Source organism: Bartonella sp. AC10YNML, assembly GCF_042196825.1.
Lineage (GTDB): Bacteria > Pseudomonadota > Alphaproteobacteria > Rhizobiales > Rhizobiaceae > Bartonella.
The window spans coordinates 49,643-71,728 of the sequence record NZ_JBHIRA010000003.1 but is presented as its reverse complement, the minus strand read 5'-3'; the positions used below and the strand labels follow the sequence as shown (position 1 = coordinate 71,728).

Genomic DNA, 22,086 nt, shown 5'->3' with positions numbered 1-22,086 from the left:
ATCTTTCTAAGTATTTTTCTTTGCTTGTTATAGTAAAGCGGTGTATTTTTTTTTGATTTAAAAGTACTCGGCTTTTATGCTCACTTAATTGGTACAATATACTTGGTTAAAGAAAACTCAACCCTCAGGTTTATAACCTGTTTTCCGATACATTTGTTGATCATAAGGGAGTAAACTAAAATATGGCATCCCAACATGGAACGTCTTCCAAGACCAAAGAATTTGCAACCTCTGAATATATCGTCTACCCTACGCATGGAGTAGGACAAATTATAGCGATTGAAGATCAAGAAGTTGCAGGACATAAATTAAAGCTTTTTGTCATTCATTTCGCGAAAGATAAGATGGATGTCAAAGTCCCCATTGCAAAAGCCCTTTCCGTTGGAATGCGTAAATTATCTGCTAGTGATTCTGTTGAACGTGCCTTAAAAGTTTTACGCGGAAAAGCACGCGTTAAACGCACCATGTGGTCACGTCGTGCACAAGAATATGATGCTAAAATCAACTCAGGAGATCTTATTTGTATCGCCGAAGTGGTCCGTGATCTTTTCCGCTCTAATCTACAGCCTGAACAATCTTACTCTGAGCGCCAACTTTATACAGCTGCTCTTGAAAGAATGGCCCGCGAAATTGCGGTTATTAATAGTCTTTCTGAAACAGAAGCGATCAATCTCATAGAGATGCATCTCTCCAACAAGCCGGAACGTGAGTTTAAAACTGAGAGAGAAGAAACAGATGAAAACAGTAAAGCTGTCTACGCTGCATAATACACTCTTTCATCATAATGATGATATTTCGATAAAACCAGCGAAAAGCTGGTTTTATTTTTTAACATCCTCTCTGCCCTTAAGGACAAAGTTTCTTAACCAGCGCCAATCTATAAACAATCTAACTTTTCGACAAATTCCTCCTCCTTATTTTCTTTCTTCATAGATAACAAACTGATTAATCATCATAATCTAGCATTATTCATATTAAATTAGAATCTTGAATATGGTAAGATTTCTCATTTTAAATTGCTCTCATGTTGAAGCAATCAAATCACTTGCTTGTCAATCACAAGAGGAGCTGATCTGTGGGTAAAAACTGTATAAAAAGAGTGAGATACTGTCTCAAGCACCAAAGGATATACCAACATTGGAATCTGGCAAGATGTGTAAGGGGCGGGGGCTTGCTTTTTTATTTAAGCGTAAAGAGCATAGTGCCGTTTATACACTACACCCGAGACTTTACCATTTACCCTTCTACAAAACCATTATAACATTCAAAAACGCCGTCATAAAATGGATGCCACAAATATTGAAAAATATTCCTTTAAAAAAAGCGTGACAGTACAACATAAGCATATTTTGTATTGGGCGCTCTATTTTGCATGAGAAGCATTCCCCCCATTAAAGAACGCGATAAAAAAAACATGAACTAAAACCATCATCTCCATTCTGTAAAAGGCATTCCAAATACTTTTGAAAGCAGTAAAGCTCACTTAAAAAATAACAATAAAAATGAACGTTAGCATTGCCCTTTCAATTTCATACTTTTCCCAAATGAGGTTTCTTATTTCAGAGATTAGGAGATATACGCAATATTCTTACTCCAATCGAACACAAAAAATCTAGAATGATTCATAGAACTCTTAAAAGTCTTAATCTCTATTTCAAACAGACTTCTAAAGATTGGATATTCTCAGCAGGAATTGTCCATATATCATCTTTAATCTGATTCACGAATATGACGCAAAGGATTAATACGAACGCCTGTCAAGATAAGCAAACGCAAAGCCAATTGTGTTATGTTTTGTGTTTTACAGAGTAACTTATAAAAGGAAAGAACATCTCTCCAATCCATGGCTGGTCTATGAGTGGTTTTATGACGTTGTTTGCCTAAGAGTGCGCGTGCTTTTTTTGCTTGTAAATCAACATCCAAACCCAAAGCAACCGCATGTTTGAGACAAAGATTAAGATGCTTCAGTGCTTTATCTGCTGTTGCAGCTTTTGCATGCCAAATAGAGACAAGAATACTTCTCAGTTTGCGTAATCTCTGAAACAGGCAGACAGCCTAATTTAGGGAGAATATAAAGGCGTAAGGGTGAAAACCAATCACAAGCTTTACCATCTCCTTTTAGTTCAGCTTTACGGCTTTCAAAAGCATCTAGAGCAATATCTTTTAAGTAATGGAGATTACGCATTGCCTCACGCTTTTGTTTATCACGTTCTTTAATGAGGTCACGCCCCTCATGCAAAACAGAACACCATTAATTTGTACATTTACGGGCTTGTTTTAAAGAAACATCTCGCAAGGCACCCAAGCCCATTTCACGGCGCCGACCATGAATGATATAACGTTAAGTCCATTGACCACCCCCATCTCTTACGTTTGTGAAGAAGCAAGCCGGCACCATCACTATATTTTCCAGCTCGTGGGTGTTGCGACAGCCCTTGGCACTTAAGACGATTCATAAGAACCATTTCTAGTCCTTTCTTATACAAATTTTATCCACACACTTATCCCGCTTATGACGTGCAAGCGAGTGGTTTTGATTGATTCTAGATAGAGAGATTTGAAAAAAGTGAATTATATATATAAATCAATATGTTGTATAGTGATTAACAGATAACAAAAAAATCATAAACTTAGGTAAGCACCACTATAAAATCATTCATAAACCAGCTATGAACTGGAAAAACGTACCGGCTTTGTAAAATACTTTGCTACCCCCACACATAACATATTTGGTTTTAAGTTTACTTATTTTTACAAGCTGTTCCCAACAAATCCCTTATATTCACAAAAATACGAAAAATATATGGAAAATTCTTAGTTCAAAAATATGAAAAGACAGCGTGATATTTATAGAAGAGTCTCATATACCTTTATCATAAAAAGCACTAAAGATTATTGAATCTGTATAGCTTTTGTCTTGTAACGGTTTTCTCTTTTCTGCTCATAAGAAAGCACGCTGATATCAGCATACACTTAACCCCAATGTTACAACAATTCTTACATTTGAAAATATTCATTATAGACATTTTTTCCTTTTTTATAGAGTTTTTACCCACATGCCAGCCCCACTTGTGACCGAAAAGCAAGTGATTGTCATTGATTCAACATAGGGAAAAATTTGAAATGAGAAAATCCTACGATAGATCTTCCATTTAAGGCGCAAAACAACAAATGATCTCTATAAATCAATGTAATGTCGATCTCTATTTTTTAAGGAGAATCACATGTCACAATATAAGTCTATAGACAAACCATTGCCTTAAATATTCTCATAAAAAACACCGTTATGCTTTATGCTTAAAGCCTTACATGGATCAACCGCCTTAAAGACGATATTTAACGGTCTAATAGGATTCTCTCTACGGTCAATAAAGATTAAGTGTGATACAAAATGATTCTATTACTGAGCTAACTTATATCAATACCCAAGCTCTTAACGAAGTCATCATAAAAGACACTGATACAAGCAATCCTTTATAGCCTCTCAAGAAAACAAGAAAATCATCTCCCACAATAGAATCATTTTTCTACAGAAAAACTTTATCCCACACATGTTTTCAAGAAAAAGTGAAAAACGCATCTTACCCAATGCATTCACTAATGAAATAAAAGAAGCTCACCACTGGAAAAGAAATAAAATGCTAAAGTTTTAACCACTAAAACGGAACGCCCACGATACATTCCCTGTTCCACATCGATAGAAGACGATGCAAGGGAACCTCAACATTCATCTTAAAGCGAAAATGCACGCCCCAAGCGTGCATTGATCGATGAAATAAAAGAAGTTCACCAATGGAAAAGAAAGAAAACGCTAAAGTTTTAACTACTAAAACGGAACGCCCACGATACATTCCCTGTTCCACATCGATAGAAGACGATGCAAGGGAACCTCAACATTCATCTTAAAGCGAAAATGCACGCCCCAAGCGTGCATTGATCGATGAAATAAAAGAAGTTCACCAATGGAAAAGAAAGAAAGCGCTCAGTCTTTAACTACTAAAACGGAACGCCCACGATACATTCCCGTTTTCAAATCAATGTGATGAGGACGACGTAATTCACCAGAATTTTTATCTTCGATATAAGTCGGCGCCTTCAGAGCATCAGCCGAACGGCGCATGCCCCTCTTCGCTGGAGAGGTTTTTCGTTTAGGTACAGCCATAAAAAGACACTCCAAATCCATTAAAACAGAAAAAGCAATGTCAAAAATGACAATGCTTCATTTAAAAACACCATAAAATTTGAAGATATTATACACTGATAAAAAAGAAGAGGCAATGTCAAAATGATCCTCCTCTTACTAAAAATGACCTTCTTATTATAAAAAATGGTGTCACAATAATCAAATGAATATCAAAAACACTGCAAAATTTGAGAATTTTATACACCAATGAAAGCTTTTTTATAAGACCTTCATTTAATTTTTATTTGGTTTCAAAAGGGATTAGCGCATACAATAGAGATACGGATAAAAAGAGAAGTTGATTTTTAATAAAAAATGACGCCAATTTATGAAAACAAGAAAAAGTGACAATCTTTCTCTTTAAATTTCATAATTTCATTTTTGTAAAAACAAAGGAAGCAAGAATGCACGAATTTACCACCCTTCTTGCAAAACATAGAGACACCGTTGAAAAACGGCTTGATACCCTGTTAAGTGATCAAATCCAAAATGGTGAAATTTCACGCCCTAAAAACTTAATCAAAGCCATGCGCTATGGTGTGCTGAACGGTGGAAAACGCTTGCGTCCTTTTCTTGTAATTCAAAGTGCTACACTTTTTGACGTCCCTGTAGAACATTCTCTTGATGTTGCATGTGCCTTAGAATGTGTCCATTGTTATTCGCTCATTCATGATGATCTTCCCGCTATGGATAACGATACACTCCGGCGTGGAAAACCCACCGTCCATATAGCATTTGATGAAGCAACAGCAATTCTAGCAGGCAATGCCCTCTTAACATTTGCCTTTGAAATCATTGCTCATAAAGCTAGTACTTTATCTACAGATATTAGAATCAAGCTGATCACGTCCCTTGCACAATCGGCAGGACTTGGCGGTATGTTAGGTGGACAAATGCTAGACCTTGAAGCTGAAAAAAGACCGCAAGAAAGTACTGACATCATCACTCTACAACACATGAAAACAGCAGCCCTAATAAGCTTTGCTTGCCAAGCAGGCGCCATCATTGGCAATGCATCTAAAGAATTAACCGAAAAGCTTACTGATTTTGGTACCTATCTTGGTTTAGCCTTTCAATTAACTGATGACCTTCTTGATGTCACCGCCAACACGCAAACCCTAGGAAAAACGGCTGGGAAAGATAAAACGGCACAAAAAGCCACTTTTATTCGCCTTTATGGCATTAAAGACACACAAAAAAAACGCGATGAACTGATTACAAAAGCAGAAGCACTTTTACATCCTTTTGGCACCAAAGCAAAACCGCTCCAACAAGTCGCCCGCTTTAGTGCAACACGCAAAAATTAAACTTCACCCGCCCTACTTTTACACCTTCATCTTTGTTGAATGCATAATAGACTTTTCAAAGAGACTTCAATATCGTAGGTCTGCATTATAGCTCCTATCATGAAATGGATGTGCTAAATATTGAGAGGTGTTTCATTAAAACAAGCGCGCGTGAATTGATAACACAAATACATTCTAGGCATCCTATTGTGCTTGAAAAACGCCCCCCTCATCAAAAAATGAAAGAAACAAAAACGGTAAAGCAATGCGTAATATTCAGGCTTTAAAAGATATCGCCATGGATGCTTTAAAGCCGAATAAAAAACAACCGTAAAGAAAGAAACTCGTTTCTCCTTTATATCTTTAATCTTCTAACGATAAGGTAAAAAATAAACAGAATAAATATAAAACAGAGCATTTTATAAACCCGCAAAAGACAATAAAAATGCCGATTGGCTTTGTAGCCTTATCAAAATCATCTGTTGTTCATTGCCAACCGTAGAAGTACAATGCCCTCAGTAAAGAGTCGTAATTTTTATGCCTTTCCACGCTATCTTGTTGTAAAAGATCAAATATGGTTACATTCTGTAAATTCACTCGTGTATTGTTGCTCTCTAAAAACACTTTTACAAAAGTGCTGATTGTTTAGTTTAAGCATCATTTTTTTGAAACTCGTATTTAAAATATCAGAAAAAAATGAACATAATGGCTATTTTGATTTTTATGCCACCCTCAAAGAACAAAATCTTTTAACCTAATCTACTCTGTAAACAGTCTAGTGTCCTACCGAGTAGGTTTCTCTCGTTTTCCACGCATACGATTCACTTAAACTAAAGACGCGATAAACAAGACTTAAGAATATTCACCATGCACTTCTTAAAATACTTAATGTATCAAACAGGATACCTTCACTACCCTTCAAATGACGGTATGTTACGGCATAACAGGATAAATAAAGTCATCAATTTCAATAACACGAAAAAAAAATATTATTACCGATCTCTCTTTTCTTAGCAAGAAAGATATAAAACATTTGATTTATAATGATAATTCATGTTTTTCAACTTGAATAAGAACCCTAAATACCGTAAGATTCTTTCATTTCAAATCTGTGTATATTGAATCAATCAAAATCACTTGCTTGCACCTCACAAGCGGGAAAAGCTGTGTGGAGCAAAACATCAAAGAAAGGACTAAAAAATGCCTCTTATGAACCGGCTTAAAAGCCATGGGCTGTCCACAACATTAGGAGCTAGCAAAGTGAATGATTGTGTCGGCACGCTCCTTCAAAAGCAGAAACATTTTTATTTACAAAAGTGTGTAATAACTTCAATTTAATAATAATCATGGTCACTATACAACTTTAATTCATCACGCTCTTTATCTCGTTGATTCAATTCATCACATAAAAAGAGAATTGATAAAATTAAACAGAGAATGATCATTGCAACAGAAAGATAAAAAAAGTCCTTATTATTATATATAAAAGCGCAATCTAATTTGTGATAAGTCGTTTTTTCAACCCAAGTGCAAATTTGCTCCTTTAAGTGCAGTTTTCTTATTAAGATGAAAAGCATCATTGTAAATGAACCTATACCTGTTGCCAAAGCTGGAAAATATGTCCACCTTTTGAAGCCATAATGAACAAATATGCAACATGGATAAGAAAATGCCGCGATTATTAAGACTATTATAGCCATTTAATATCCTTCGAGAGAACTTTGCTCGTTAAATGTCATTTGTAAATTCCTCTTGGTTGCATCATGTCATATATCGTGCGGAGCTCTATGCAAAAACGTGCTATTTTTCTAGTATTTTCACTATGACCAGCGTTCATACTAGACACGAGATCAATAATTTGTGTTGTAGAACTGATGCCATTTCCGCTTGAAGAATTAAGAAATTTTTTTGCGTAATCAATCATGGGGTCAGTAGAATTCATAGACATATTATAGGCCCAAATAAAATCGCTTTCTCTCCAGTTATAGTCATAACGCAAACTGCTTATGACATTGGGTAACATTGCCCATGACATCTCCTCATTATAATCACCACGCAATAAATTAACAAAGCGTCCACATAAAACAATAAGTATGTGACGATGCCATATAATATCAAATTTTGGCGCTATATTCTGATAGCCACGACTATAGATGAAGTTTCTTGCTTGTTCTTGCTTTTGAAAATGTTCAAAAGTCTCGTATTTTTCACTGATATATTCTTCGTAAAGTTTATTGTACTGCTCTAGACTATCTACACGCGTACATCCTAACAATACAAATACAGAAAAAAGAGTTATAAATGTTATAATAGGCGTTATAGATAACGATTTCATCGCTTTACCTTTTAATGACTATAATTTGTAGAACTTAACAGATTTCTATTAAATATATCAATATGTGTTTATTTATTTTTGTTTATATCAAATTATACTTAACGATATTGCTGTTTTTAGTTTTATGATTTCTCCAAGAAGAAGGGATCATTCAAAATCCGTACAAATAGGTTTTCTTTACTATCTGAAAGTATTTTCTAACGTCAGAACATGCAGAGTTCACTCTGCAACCAAAGAGAAAATACCCTAAATAAGAATGAAAGATGTAAGAAAACATCTCAATAAGATGATGTGTATTTTAAAAAAAGCAATGGTAAAATCCGTTCACTATACCAACAATAAAATCGATCATCAGAGTATCAAAACGATCATGAAGAAATCCGATTAGGACAGGCTAGAATTGTCCTCCCGCTTATTAAACACTGCGTAGCAAGACATTTCCGAAAAATATAAGCGAAAACAGGAAAATTGTTGTGCACTATCACCATTCCTTAATAAGTATATAATCCGGTACAATCATGTTCTTTATCAGCTTCTCATCTTGCCAACAACTCTTAGCGTTCAAGAATATTCATGAGAAGCCTTTTTACTTCTTTTTTATGATTTTTACACTACGCCCACTTATAATGTACAAGAAACATGATTTTGATTAATATACATAGATTTGCAATAAGAAGAACGGACAATATTCAGCTTTCTCATTCAACATGAAAACAATGATAAGACTTATAAATCAAAGCCTTGATCCACTATAATGCCCGATGAGACATGCGTGATAATGATAAGTAAATATTCTCACAGAGCTTTTTTGAGATTTCCTTCTAAAAAAAACACTGCCAACAAGTAAATCAATAAATAAACAGCAAAAATATAAACGAGCGAGAAAAAGCCAAACATATCGACCATATACGCACTCATGTAAAAAAATACCAAGAGGCTCAATCTTCCAACGGTTGACAAGAAAGATTCATATGTAGCCCTGAAATGATCACTAATACTATCATGCAAAACAACTTCTACACGAAGATATGTATACTTAATGAGATAAAAAATCATACAGACTAAAATGATAGCAATTTCTTTTTTCGGTTCAAAAAAAGCAATGGTAAAAATCAGTGAAGCTGAAAGAAACAACAGTAAAATAAAGTTCATTCTTTCACTTAGTTTTGTAAAGAGAAAACTAGCCAAAAGCTGAGAGAACAATATCAGCGAAAATGTCACACCAAGATCAAAATAAGTGACATTAATATGATGATCTTTAAATATCCACTGCCAATACTGCGAGAATATATTGAAAAAGATCAATGAAAAATAAAAGCATAAAGAAATATAAGGAACTTTAATAAAAATAGACAACATCTCCTTAGCTTCACAAATGAGAGAATTCACTTTATTTGGTTTTTTCTCCCCCTTCAAGTCATCAAGAAAAAACAAACCAAATAGTGTTGTCATCAACATTAAAAACGCCGCGATATACCATATATATTGGCTTGAATAATCAGCAAAATATGCACCGATTAAACTGAATATAAACATGCCGATGTAATTATATTGAGAGCTCGCTCCCAGCACTTTTTTAGTGGATGTCACTTTTGCTTTTGCATATTGAACAAGTAAAGCATTATAAGCCCCCGCAATCAATGTCAACGACACTGCATTAAAAGATTCTGCTAAAAGAAAACCGTAAAAGCTTGTAGAAATTCCCATGAGAAAAAGCCATATAGCGGCAAAAGCCGCTGCCAAAACAATCGATATTTTATAACTTTTTCGATCAGCAAAATATCCCAGAGGAATATCGGTAACCATCATAATAAAAGCCTGAAATGACTTAATGATCCCGATATCAATAAGAGTTAGCCCTTTTTCAAGCATATAAAAGACAATAAAGGCACCTGTTAAAATTCTTATACCGTTAAATAAAAATCCAAATGCTAATATACTGGTCATGCATTCCCCCAATAACACCCAAAAAGGCACCATATACATCATTTTATATCAATATAAAAAGCTTATATTTCACGACAAATAGAGCAATAACCGCTATAAGGATCTCCAATCCTATCAATTTGATACCCCGAAAAATTCTGGGAAAATGCCTAAAAAATCAATAAACAATGTTCTTTCTATAATTTGACATTTGTCAAAATCCGCTAAATATTTCACTGTCTCAAAAGCAGCCCAAAAACCAGCAACAACATTTACGGATCTATTAAAGTATTCATATCATTTTGCTTAATAGTCTTAACACACTCAAGCTCATTAATATCCTTCATAAGCTTCTCATTCTAAAACAGGCATATCATCTGGTTTTACCTAAAATAATAAGCAACCAACAACAGTATTGACCATAGCTAAAGCAGCACACAACAGCACCCTCTTCACATTGAAGACAGCTTGTTTAAAAAAACGATACACCCTTTTTACTTCAACCTTATGCGATTTTTACCTCAACCTTGCCCAAAGCGTGTATGAATATAATCACTCAAAAGCGCTTCAAATTCTTCAGCAATGTGATCACCCCGCAAAGTTTTTACCTTTTGTCCCTCAATAAAAACAGGTGCCGCTGGACTTTCCCCCACTCCAGGCAAAGAGATTCCAATATCCGCATGTTTTGACTCCCCCGGTCCATTGACGATACATCCCATCACAGCCACCTTCAAACTTTCAACCCCAGGATATTTTTCACGCCAAACGGGCATATTTTTGTGTAAATCCGCTTCAATTTTTTGTGCCAATTGCTGAAATACTGTCGAGGTCGTGCGACCACATCCAGGACAAGCAGCAACAACAGGCAAAAATTGTCGAAACCCCATTACTTGCAAAAGTTCTTGTGCAACTTTGACTTCTCGTGTTCGATCACCACCAGGTTCAGGAGTTAATGAAATTCGTATCGTATCACCAATCCCTTGCTGTAATAAAATGCCCAAAGCCACCGAAGAAGCTACAACCCCCTTTGTTCCCATCCCTGCTTCTGTCAAACCCAAATGGAGTGCATAATCACAACGCTCTGCCAAGGCAATATAGACAGCAATAAGATCTTGGACATCACTCACTTTAGCAGAAAGAATAATTTTATCACGTCCCAATCCTAACTCTTCTGCTAAAGCAGCCGAAAGCAAAGCCGACTGAACAACAGTTTCCCGCATCACTTCAGCCACAGATAAGGGTTTTTCTTGCTGTGCATTTTCATCCATAAGTCGTGTTAACAACGCATTATCAAGAGAACCCCAATTCACACCAATGCGAATAGGTTTATGATACCGACAAGCAATCTCTATAATTTCCGCAAATTGGCGATCTTTTTTTGCACCAAAGCCAACATTTCCAGGATTGATGCGATATTTTGCAAGCGCCTCAGCACACGCAGGATGCTCTGATAAAAGCTTATGACCAATATAATGAAAATCCCCCACCAATGGGATAAAAAAACCTAACCTCTCCAATCGCTCCCGTATTTTTGGGACAGCAGCTGCTGCTTCATCGCGATCAACAGTAATCCGAACCAATTGAGACCCAGCTTGCCAAAGAGCAGAAACCTGCGCAACAGTTGCATCAACATCCGCTGTATCTGTATTGGTCATTGACTGGACAACAATCGGGCTCTCCCCCCCAACGATCACATCACCAACAGCAACACCAACAGACCGACGACGCTCAAGTGGTTTAGATAAAGGATAGGTCGTACTCATCAAGTCCTCAAATTTTTAAAACCTGCGCTATCAATCATCGTTTATATCGACTTCCTCCGCGCTTCAAAGGACGAAAATTACACCGCCCACCAATCTTAACAGATTGCTCTCAAAAGGTTCTACCTACTAACACTGATGCAATACAATTCATAGGTGGATTCATTCTATAGACGCACCGGATAAGTTCTACTACTTCTGTTCAAGTTTATACTTCTACACTTGGTTGCTTCAAAAAGAAACTGAAACAAAACAGAGACAATACTGTATTTTTAAGTTGCATGCCGATACCTTACATCAATGTCATCACAAAACAGTGTTTTACAACACAACAGATAACGCCTAACAAAGCGCAATTTTTAAAAATGCATGAAAGACATCGCCAAATTAATCCAACATATTGATTTGTAATAATCTATTTTTTACAAATTTAAATGGCAAACCCAAATATCGTAAGATTTCCTCATTTTAAATCTTCTTAATTGAATCAATCAATGCCACTCCCTACAGCCACAAGAGAATAGATAGATAAAAATTTCTTATAAACTATTTCAAGTGCCAAAAGTTATCCCAACACTTTAAACAAACAAAAAAATGAAGACATCGCCCACCATCTTTATGAATGAACCTTACACCATTTTGTAAAAATTTTTACCTTACATCCTTAACAAACACCATCACGAAATGAACTCGAGTACATTAAAAAATGCCTCATTAAACCCAAACTCTTAACTATCATCTCACCCACGCGCGGCATGATCAATGCAACCTTTCAATTTTCAAGCCGTTATAGCAAAACCCCAAACACAATTCCAACGATCATGCAACAATTTAACATATGAAGGAGTCAATAAATGTGTCTATTTTCACCCCATAGAAAAAATGCTAAAATTAAAAAACGTATAGCACAATTAAAAAGAGAGCTGGTTCCCGTAAATTATTGGAGTTCTCAAAATGATAGCTTTGAAAACATTTCTGAGCTGTTTAACACATGGAAACAAAAAGGCCGTCACGCACTTTATCACCTCAACGAACATGCTACAGAATTAAAGAAAAAAGCGAAAGAAAATCCTAAAAAAACCCTCGCATTAGCAGCAGGAGTCGTTTTAGTAAGCTTCTTGCTGATCCGTAAAAATTAATAACACAAGCAACAACCTCCCCTTTTAATGCCCGACTCAAAACGGGCATTTTTATGGTTTACAAAATATAAACTTTACGTCTTCCTCCTAACTTTACGCCCTCTCCCAAAAGGATAAGTTTTTCATCCGCCTCATCCGTCTTTGACTTCCTCCCCACACCTCAAAGAATGGAGATTCCTACCAGTCACCGGACTGTCAACAGTCCAGCATCTCTCGGCAGGCTTCACCTGCTGACCATTTACGCGGTTCACTTTATAGGCGCGATAGACAAGCCCTGCCCTGAATACTGATCACGATATCTAAAAAACACTTAATATGTAAAGCTTGTAATGCCTTATATCACCGCTCTAAAAAACGCTGTTTTACGGCATAACAGGATAATCCAACTTTTTATCTCGCAGACTCTTCCGCTGTCCACCCATGTGGTTCGTATCACCTCACCTCAAAGGACAGTGTTGTGCAAAACCACAGGCAAAGCTTCCAATACTCCATCCCCCTACTGAGTTACTTCAAAAGAAATAGAAACGATTAAAAATGCATGCGCTTTAATGTTCTAAAAAGCATTATTTTACAGCATAACAAATAAGAACTTTAAGAGCTTTAAAAGATGTATCATAACAAACCAAACGAAATCTTCCAACGTAAACAACCACTTGCTATAAGTAAATGACGCAAAAATTAAACTGAAAAAACCCAAAATTTTATCCTCCAGAATCGACCCGTTGCGAAGTATCTACATACGTAACCACGGACATCCCAGGGATGAGCTTTTCAATTCCTTCCTGCCCAGGATCTAAAGCAATCCGTACTGAAATACGTTGCGCAATTTTGATAAAATTACCAATAGTTGTATCTGTTTTTAACAATGAAAACTCTGAGCCTGTAGCAGGTGCAAAACGAACCACACGCCCTGTTAACTTTTTGTTGTTCAATGCATCAACAGAAAAAACAACCGGTTGTCCCACACGCATCTGAGAAAGTTGCGTTTCCTTATAATTAGCAATAATCCAAATATCATCAGAAATAACAGAAACCAATTGTGTCCCCGGCATAACATATTGCCCTACCCGCGCTCCAACTAATCCAATATAGCCTGTTCGAGGAGATAAAATCTTTGTGTGATCGAGATTAAGTTTTGCTAACTCAACACTCACCTTTGCTCCCGCAATTTCTGACTGTAAACTTTGCCGTTCAAGATTTAATTGTTTTTGCAATTGTCGTTTTGTTTCCAATGCCGTCAAAAGTTGTGAAAGAGGACGAGAAACAGAACTTGCCGTATCACCAAAACCTAACTTTTTACTTTCAGGGACAATATTGGAGAATGCTCGTGAACGCGCCAATTCGACTTCTGCAGCATTAATTTCGCCCTGCAAAAGCTGTGCTTGCAATTCAATACTTGCTAGTTTTGCATTTTTTGAATCGAGAATAGCCTGTGCCCGTGCAAACTGCTGACGAAAAAGAGAATCATCGAGCTCAAAGAGCAACATTCCCTTTTCAACGCGTTGATAATCTTGCACATAAATCCGCGCGATCACCCCAGAGATCTGTGAACTAACCAGCGTAACATTGCCCTTAATGGAAGCATTATCCGTTATTTGGATGTGACTCACAAAAGGAGGAAGTCTCCAAGCCCATAAAATCAGTAAAACACCCGTAATACCTGATAGGAATGCAATAATTGTAGCTTTTGATCGTAATGCTTTTATCATTTTTTGCACCCCTCTTTCTATGACATTACTCTACTTTTCTAATGCTCGCAAAGAGCATGACTTAACAATCATTGTGACAAGAAAAATAACGAATGCAATCATTGAAATATAAAAATAAAGCCTAAAAACGTCATCATAAGCAAAAATATTTGCTGTTAACTTAAATTTTTCTATCAACATAGAAGTACCCTGCTCACTCCCCAAGCCATTGGGAACAGAGACACCATAAGAAGGCGAAAACAAAGTATTCATCTCACCAGAAATAAGTGGATCAGTAACAACAATATTTTGCGTTAAAGACTCAAAGTTCTTATGGGCAAAATAAAACTGTAGGCTGCCAAAAAAAGCAGACCCCATCAATCCCCCTGTCACTTGCGTTAACAAAAAAACAGCAATAAAGCTTAAAACATAACGCGGACCTCTCTCACCAGCGAGCACAAACCCTTTGAAAAGAGCAGGCGGCAAAAACAGTGCATAACTAAAACTCACCAATCCTTGGCTCAACATCATATCTTGCGGACGCGTTAAATGGTTTACACGACTATCTAAATAAGCTCCCAGCGCCAAACAACCCAAAGATAACAAATAAAAATAATCCTCACGCCCCGCTCGTAAAAAAAAGACGCAAACAGCTCCCCCTAACAAAATACCTAGTACCACAGCAAGATACATGGGCGCCATCTCACGATTAAGCAAACCAAAAAGATTAAAAAAGCCTACGGGCAAATTTGACCGTTCTAACAAGAAAACATGAAAGATAAATAAAATAAAAACAGATTGGACCATTTCCTTACTGAAAATCCACCGGAGATCAATCAACGGTTTTTCTCTATTAAGCTCAATAATAATAGCAATAGCCAATGAGAAAATGGCAAGTGCGAGCCCCCAACCAATCCATGGTGCTTCATACCACCAATACAATATGCCAACAGACATAATCACGGCATTTAATCCAAGACCAAGAGCAATCAAACCATAGCTTATCCAATCTAACTTTTGAATCACCTTACTGCGAACAACAGGCGTTAGGGGCAAAGTATAGATACAAACCAAGCTGATGAGAACCAATCCCATTTCCAGCGCGGAAAGACTGGAAAAACCACCATGTTCCAGCAAATCAGGAGAAATCAAACGTGATAAAGGTGCCGCTAAAGCAGCATTCATATAATTCAAGCTAAGACCAATAGTAAACTTCTTTGCTGGAGCAAAAGCCTCCATCATATAAAGCAGAGCAAGCGAAGCCAAAGGTGCAGCAGCAATCCCAGCGAAAAAGCGAATAATCAATGCAGAACGCAAATCCGTAACAAAGAGCTGTAAAACACAAACCAAAACGAAGCCAAGGATTGATAATTCAGCAAAAGCGCGCAACCCAAATTGATAGCGAATTTTGATCAACATAATCGCTATACTTACATTTGGCGCCATATAAGCCGCTACCAACCATGTTGTCTCGGTCAAAGTTGCGTGAAAATCACCGGTCAGATGGACAATGTTAGACTGAACAATATTAGCCCCTAAACCATAAGCCCATTGCAAAATAAGAGAAGCCAAAATATAAACAAAGCACTTTGGCAAAGGCCCTGCAAAAACACGACCAGGACGAGGAAAAGGTTTTCCGCTCCTTTTAGCAGACACAACCGTACTCTTTTTCCCGCTCATGTCACCTTTTCCTGTCTACCCTTGCTACGCCTCTATTAACGAAGAACCATCAGCTGACAATTGCTGGAAAAAAGCCTCTATTTTATGTTTATCCTCATCACTTGCTCCCCCCTTTAACGTCGCTTGAACTTGCAAAATCTGCTGTTCTAATACATCAAAAGAAAGATGCTCTACAGCCACAACATGCTCTACCAATAAAGAGCAGCCTGAAAAGGTAATATTTGCAACACCTCCACATACAGCAAATAATTTCTCACCTAAAGAAGTGCGAACACGAACATTGCCCAACACAATACTTGCCACCAATGGCGCATGATGCGCCATAACTGTTAAAGAACCTGAAGCTGAAGGAAGAACAACAGACACGACCTGATCTGAAAACACAATTTTTTCAGGCGATACAAGCTCAAACAAAAAATGCTCTTCTCTATTGTTTTCCACAAAAGTCTCCACAATACCCGATATAAGGACTTTCCGTTTTTTTCAACGACTCGTCCTTTTTAACGACAAAATATTCATGACAGTTTTCTTCTTAATAAGAAATTTCCTACTAAGAAGCCTCTGCCATAAGACGCTTTCCTTTTTCAAGTGCTTCATCAATCGAACCAACCATATAAAAAGCAGCTTCTGGCAAATCATCATAATCGCCAGCACAAAGACCTTTAAAACCTTTGATTGTCTCTTCTAAAGGGACGAGTTTTCCCGGTGAACCAGTAAAGGCTTCCGCCACATGGAAAGGTTGCGAAAGGAAACGTTCAATTTTACGTGCCCGTCCCACCAGCAATTTGTCGTCTTCAGAAAGTTCATCCATTCCAAGAATAGCAATAATATCCTGAAGTGCCCTATAACGTTGTAAAATAGTTTGCACTTGACAAGCAACCGTATAATGCTCTTCCCCAACAATCAATGGATCCAACATACGCGAGAAAGAGTCAAGCGGATCAACCGCTGGATAGATTCCCTTTTCAGCAATAGAGCGCGAAAGAACTGTCGTTGCATCCAAATGGGCAAAAGACGTTGCGGGTGCTGGATCTGTCAAGTCATCTGCAGGAACATAAATCGCTTGAACAGAGGTAATAGAGCCTGTTTTTGTACTGGTAATACGTTCTTGCAAAGCCCCCATATCCGTTGCCAAAGTTGGCTGATACCCCACAGCAGAAGGAATACGCCCTAAAAGAGCAGACACCTCAGCTCCTGCTTGCGTGAAACGGAAAATATTATCCACAAAGAAAAGAACATCTTGTCCTTCATCACGGAAACTTTCCGCAATTGTCAATCCTGAAAGAGCCACACGCGCACGTGCTCCTGGGGGTTCATTCATTTGCCCGTAAACAAGCGCACATTTTGATCCTTCCGTTGAACCATTATTCTCTCTTGGATTCACATTCACGCGACTTTCGATCATTTCATAATAAAGATCATTTCCTTCACGCGTACGTTCTCCCACACCAGCAAATACGGAATAACCACCGTGTGCCTTTGCAATATTGTTTATAAGTTCCATAATGAGAACGGTTTTTCCAACACCAGCACCACCAAATAAGCCAATTTTACCCCCTTTAGAATAAGGAGCTAACAAATCCACGACTTTAATACCAGTGACGAGAATTTCTGAAACCGTTGATTGCTCAACATATTCAGGCGCTTCTTGGTGAATAGAACGCGTTTTAGTTGCAGGAATTGGTCCCACATTATCCACCGGCTCTCCAATCACATTCATAATACGTCCCAATGTCGCTTCTCCTACAGGAACGCTAATTTGCGTTCCTGTATCCACAACCTTTTGGCCCCGCATCAGACCATCAGTTGTATCCATAGCAATCGTACGCACAGTATTTTCACCCAAATGCTGAGCAACTTCCAACACCAAACGATTGCCTAAATTCTCTGTTTCCAAAGCATTGAGAATATTTGGCAATGCGCCTTCAAATTGCACATCAACGACAGCACCAATAACCTGCTTGATCACACCAACAGCGCCTTTTGCCTGCTCTTCTTTTTTTGCGGATATATCTTTTTTTACAGGCGTATCTTTAGCTGCACTACGCGCAGATGCAGACGAAGCCTTGACACCCGCTTGAGATTTCGAAGCGGCTTTTTTCACGCTGGAACGATCAGTTGGCTTCTTTTTTTCACCTTTTTCTGTTCCTTTGCTTGAGGTTACTGCTTTTACCATCAATCCTTACCTTTTCCATTTAAAGCGCTTCAGCGCCCGCAATAATTTCGATCAATTCTGTCGTAATCTGTGCCTGACGCTGACGATTATAAGCCACCGTCAATTTATTAATCATTTCACCTGCATTGCGCGATGCATTGTCCATAGCCGTCATCTTTGCGCCCATTTCACCAGCAACATTTTCCAACAAAGCCCGAAAGATTTGCACCGAAAGATTGCGTGGCACAAGCGTCTCTAAAAGAGAAGCAGCATCCGGTTCATACTCATAAACAATCGATTGAGATCCCTTACTATGATCGGTTTGCTCTACAACATCTATGGCCTCAACAACTGCTTTTGGAGCAATCATTGGAATCAAACCAAAAGCTGTCGGTCGCTGATTAATGACGGAAACAAATTCAGAATAAAACAGCGTACAGACATCGAAAGCGCCATCATTGAATAAATCAACAATCCGTTGACTAATCATCACCGCCTCTGCAAAACCAATTCGCTTTACAGCATGCAAATCGATGTGATCAATTATCAAACCTTTGTAATCACGCGATAAAATATCCGCACCTTTTTTACCTACGGTAATAATTTTCACTATTTTACCAGATGCCAACAGTGCTTTAATCTGTTCACGTGCACGACGAGCAATTTGCACATTAAAAGCACCACACAAACCGCGCTCAGCAGTACATACTACCAGGAGATGCACATCATCTCGCCCTGTGCCTCGCATAAGAGCAGGCGCATCAACACCATCCACATCAGCAGCGACACTGGTCAAAATATCAGCCATTCTCTTTGCATAAGGACGAGCAGACTGCGCCGCCTCTTGTGCACGATGTAACCTTGCTGCTGCAACCATCTGCATAGCTTTAGTAATCTTTTGTGTTGCTTTAACCGAAGCGATACGGTCTCTAAGATCCTTTAGTGAGGCCATTCAAGCATTCCATTAATTCATCACGAAAAATTTTTCGCATAAGTGTTAAGAACCGTCATCAACTTATCTTTCAGCTCGTCTGTTAACTGCTTTTGCTCGGCAATTGCCTTTAAGAGATCTTGATAATCACTCCGCAAAAGCACCAAAAGCCCCTGCTCAAACCGCGCAACATCAGAAACCGCTAGAGAATCAAGATAGCCATTCACACCCGCGAAAATAACCACCACCTGTTCTTCTGTTTTGAGTGGAGAAAATTGTGGCTGCTTTAAAAGCTCAGTCAAGCGTGCTCCTCGATTCAGCAGACGCTGGGTTGACGCATCCAAATCAGAGCCAAACTGCGCAAAAGCTGCCATTTCACGATATTGCGCCAATTCACCTTTAATCGAGCCGGCAACCTGTTTCATCGCCTTAATTTGTGCAGCAGAACCAACACGCGACACAGAAAGACCAACATTTACAGCGGGACGAATTCCTTGATAAAACAAATTAGTCTCTAGAAAAATTTGCCCATCCGTAATCGAAATCACATTTGTAGGAATATAGGCGGAAACATCATTTGCTTGCGTTTCAATGACTGGCAAAGCTGTCAAAGACCCAGATCCATTTTCTGCATTCAACTTCGCAGCCCGCTCTAAAAGACGCGAATGAAGATAGAAAACATCTCCCGGATAAGCTTCACGACCTGGAGGACGACGTAACAAAAGAGACATTTGACGATAAGCCACCGCCTGTTTTGACAAGTCATCATAACCGATCAAAGCATGTTGCCCATTATCACGAAAATATTCGCCCATAGCACATCCGGCAAGAGGCGCAATAAATTGCAATGGCGCTGGATCAGAAGCGGTTGCTGCCACAATAATAGAATATTCCAGTGCTCCACGTTCTTCCAAAACTTTAACGAACTGCGCCACCGTCGAACGTTTTTGACCGATAGCGACATAAATGCAATAAACTTTGTCTTGTTCTCGTCCAGCCTCTTTTTCATGAAAAGGCTTTTGGTTTAAAAATGTATCGAGCAAAATCGCTGTTTTTCCTGTCTGGCGATCACCAATCACTAATTCACGCTGCCCCCGTCCAATGGGGATGAGTGCGTCAATCGCTTTCAATCCGGTCGACATCGGTTCATGCACAGACTGACGCGGAATAATTCCAGGCGCCTTAACATCAACACGACGACGTTCTGTTGCTTTAATGGGTCCCTTACCATCGATAGGATTTCCCAATGCATCAACCACACGCCCAAGCAAAGCGGGACCCACAGGAACATCCACAATAGCACCCAATCGTTTTACACAATCCCCTTCACGGATATCGCGATCTGAGCCAAAAATGACCACACCAACATTATCAATTTCCAAATTGAGAGCCATACCGCGCACACCGTTTGGAAAAGCAACCATTTCCCCTGCTTGGACATTATCCAAACCATAAACGCGGGCGATACCATCCCCAACAGAGAGAACCCAACCAATTTCTGAAACCTCAGCCTTTTGGTCAAAGTTTTTGATTTGCTCTTTTAGAATTTTTGAAATTTCAGATGGTCTAATATCCATCAGCTGACCTCTTTTTTCAATGCAAGCTTAAGCGAAGACAATTTTGTTAGAAGGGACGTATCAATTTGAGACGCCCCCACACGAACGATTAATCCACCAAGAATCGTTGGATCCACAATGATGTGTAGCAAAACTTTTCCCCCGACGACACTTTCCAAAGCCTCACACAATTCTTGTCTTTGTTGAGAACTTAAGGAGCGCGCAGAAATAATTTGTGCTGTTACTTGATTACGAGCGCGTGCAACACAACGTTGAAAAGCATGTAAAATACCAAATACGGCACTAAGCCTACGGTTTGCTGCAATAACGCATAAAAAATCACCAATAACCTGTCCTGCGTTTTTATCAGCAAATTTGATGTTTTCACAAATAGATTGCATCACCTTAATTTGCTCTTTGACTGAAAAGAATGGACTGAGCACAAAGCGTTTTAAATCTTCATTTTGCTCCAAGACAAGCAAAATTTTTTCCACTGCCTTTTCAACTTTTTCAACGTTCCCCGCTTCTTGAACGCAATCAAAAAGCGCTTGCGCATAGCGTTGATCTACCAACGGCAGCGGTATGAGAGAAAATGAATCCGACACGAAATACCGCCTCTTTCCCTTGAGCGACTCTCTGATAGTTATCAGATGAAATGAAACAGACACTCTCCATTTTAAGAATCTTCTTCTTAAAACCTAGAACAAAAATCACTTGGTTTCTAGCATAGACATAACTGACTCGCAACACCACAAATCGCTGCTTTTTAAAAATTTTAATAAAATATTCAAAATATTTTTAAAAAGCATTTTTTTAGATATACAGGATGGCATCATAGTTTTTTTATGCCTCTTTTTGACATTCTCTGAGCGATTTTTTCACTCTCTTTAATTTTACTCCCAATGCTCTTTCCACCCCCAAAAAACGGTTCTTCCTTAACATTAAAGATCAGCCTCTTATCACCATAAGAGCTTTCGCGAGAAGCAACTATGCATTGCCTCACACTTTTGTTTATTGCGTTCTAGAATGGGATTACATCCCTCACGAGAACAGCACGCCATTGGGTTGCAATTTAACAGGCTTGTTTTAAAGAGACATCTCTCAAAGCTCCCAAGCCCATTTATGACAGCACCCATAAATGGTATAACAGTAAATCCATTGAGCCCCCATCTTTACGCTTATGAAGAAACAAGCGTTCCCCACACCACACACTTTGCCCAGTTCCCAATATTGCGACAGCCCTTGGCATTAGAGACGATTCATAAGAAGCACTTTTACTCCTTATCTTCTATAGTTTCACTCCACATACTCAATTCCCGCTTGTTATGTACAAGCGAATAATTTTGATTGATTTAACATACACAGGTTTGAAACGAGAGAAGCTTACGATATTCGAAACTCTCATTCAACATACAAAACAATGCATTATCCTTATAAACAAGGCTGC

Annotated in this window: 14 protein-coding genes and 1 pseudogene; 3 read left to right on the top strand and 12 right to left on the bottom strand. The window is 38.3% G+C overall.

The genetic code is table 11. The annotated features are described in order from the left end of the window. Positions 1-182 precede the first annotated feature (182 nt). The gene (locus tag ACFINA_RS02640; RefSeq protein ID WP_273790499.1) at positions 183-767 is read left to right on the top strand and encodes a CarD family transcriptional regulator; all 585 of its coding nucleotides are present in this window, start codon (positions 183-185) and stop codon (positions 765-767) included. A gap of 906 nt (positions 768-1,673) precedes the next feature. Here ACFINA_RS02640 and ACFINA_RS02635 read toward each other — a convergent pair. Next, a pseudogene (locus ACFINA_RS02635) lies at positions 1,674-2,465 on the bottom strand (tyrosine-type recombinase/integrase); the annotation flags it as partial. Between the two features lie 1,517 nt (positions 2,466-3,982). Continuing rightward, the gene (rpmF, locus tag ACFINA_RS02630) at positions 3,983-4,162 is read right to left on the bottom strand and encodes a 50S ribosomal protein L32 (RefSeq protein WP_005774555.1); all 180 of its coding nucleotides are present in this window, start codon (positions 4,160-4,162) and stop codon (positions 3,983-3,985) included. A gap of 425 nt (positions 4,163-4,587) precedes the next feature. Between rpmF and ACFINA_RS02625 the strand changes: the two genes are divergently transcribed. Then, positions 4,588-5,490 (top strand): polyprenyl synthetase family protein, encoded by a 903-nt coding sequence (locus ACFINA_RS02625; RefSeq protein ID WP_375615021.1) that lies wholly within the window; start codon positions 4,588-4,590, stop codon positions 5,488-5,490. A 1,714-nt stretch (positions 5,491-7,204) separates the two neighbouring features. On the opposite strand, the gene ACFINA_RS02620 is transcribed toward ACFINA_RS02625, so the two are convergent. The 3 genes from ACFINA_RS02620 to ispG form a co-directional block, all read right to left on the bottom strand. Continuing rightward, positions 7,205-7,804 carry a hypothetical protein gene (locus ACFINA_RS02620; RefSeq protein WP_375614517.1) on the bottom strand — a complete coding sequence of 200 codons (600 nt, stop codon included), beginning with the start codon at positions 7,802-7,804 and terminating at the stop codon, positions 7,205-7,207. 795 nt (positions 7,805-8,599) lie between these two features. Continuing rightward, on the bottom strand, positions 8,600-9,751 hold the full coding sequence (locus ACFINA_RS02615) for an MFS transporter (RefSeq protein ID WP_375615020.1): 1,152 nt from the start codon (positions 9,749-9,751) through the stop codon (positions 8,600-8,602). Between the two features lie 500 nt (positions 9,752-10,251). Continuing rightward, the gene (ispG, locus tag ACFINA_RS02610) at positions 10,252-11,493 is read right to left on the bottom strand and encodes a flavodoxin-dependent (E)-4-hydroxy-3-methylbut-2-enyl-diphosphate synthase (RefSeq protein WP_375606576.1); all 1,242 of its coding nucleotides are present in this window, start codon (positions 11,491-11,493) and stop codon (positions 10,252-10,254) included. An 851-nt stretch (positions 11,494-12,344) separates the two neighbouring features. Between ispG and ACFINA_RS02605 the strand changes: the two genes are divergently transcribed. Further along, entirely contained in the window at positions 12,345-12,629 is a 285-nt protein-coding gene (locus ACFINA_RS02605; RefSeq protein WP_375606577.1) for a hypothetical protein, read from the top strand. Between the two features lie 701 nt (positions 12,630-13,330). On the opposite strand, the gene ACFINA_RS02600 is transcribed toward ACFINA_RS02605, so the two are convergent. From ACFINA_RS02600 to atpH, 7 genes are all read right to left on the bottom strand, one after another. Further along, entirely contained in the window at positions 13,331-14,338 is a 1,008-nt protein-coding gene (locus ACFINA_RS02600) for an HlyD family secretion protein (protein WP_375606578.1), read from the bottom strand. A 30-nt stretch (positions 14,339-14,368) separates the two neighbouring features. Then, complete coding sequence (locus ACFINA_RS02595) at positions 14,369-15,997, bottom strand: MFS transporter (protein ID WP_375606579.1); 1,629 nt, start codon at positions 15,995-15,997, stop codon at positions 14,369-14,371. Between the two features lie 24 nt (positions 15,998-16,021). Then, positions 16,022-16,438: an ATP synthase F1 subunit epsilon gene (gene atpC, locus ACFINA_RS02590; protein ID WP_375615019.1), complete on the bottom strand. Its 417-nt coding sequence runs from the start codon at positions 16,436-16,438 to the stop codon at positions 16,022-16,024. A gap of 109 nt (positions 16,439-16,547) precedes the next feature. Next, complete coding sequence (gene atpD, locus ACFINA_RS02585) at positions 16,548-18,173, bottom strand: F0F1 ATP synthase subunit beta (RefSeq protein ID WP_375615018.1); 1,626 nt, start codon at positions 18,171-18,173, stop codon at positions 16,548-16,550. A 19-nt stretch (positions 18,174-18,192) separates the two neighbouring features. Then, positions 18,193-19,104: a F0F1 ATP synthase subunit gamma gene (locus ACFINA_RS02580; protein WP_375608610.1), complete on the bottom strand. Its 912-nt coding sequence runs from the start codon at positions 19,102-19,104 to the stop codon at positions 18,193-18,195. A gap of 20 nt (positions 19,105-19,124) precedes the next feature. Then, entirely contained in the window at positions 19,125-20,660 is a 1,536-nt protein-coding gene (gene atpA / locus ACFINA_RS02575; RefSeq protein WP_375606583.1) for a F0F1 ATP synthase subunit alpha, read from the bottom strand. Beyond that, positions 20,660-21,244, bottom strand: a complete 585-nt coding sequence (gene atpH / locus ACFINA_RS02570; RefSeq protein ID WP_375614519.1) for an ATP synthase F1 subunit delta — start codon at positions 21,242-21,244, stop codon at positions 20,660-20,662. Before atpH ends, atpA begins: the two co-directional genes overlap by 1 nt. Positions 21,245-22,086 lie beyond the last annotated feature (842 nt).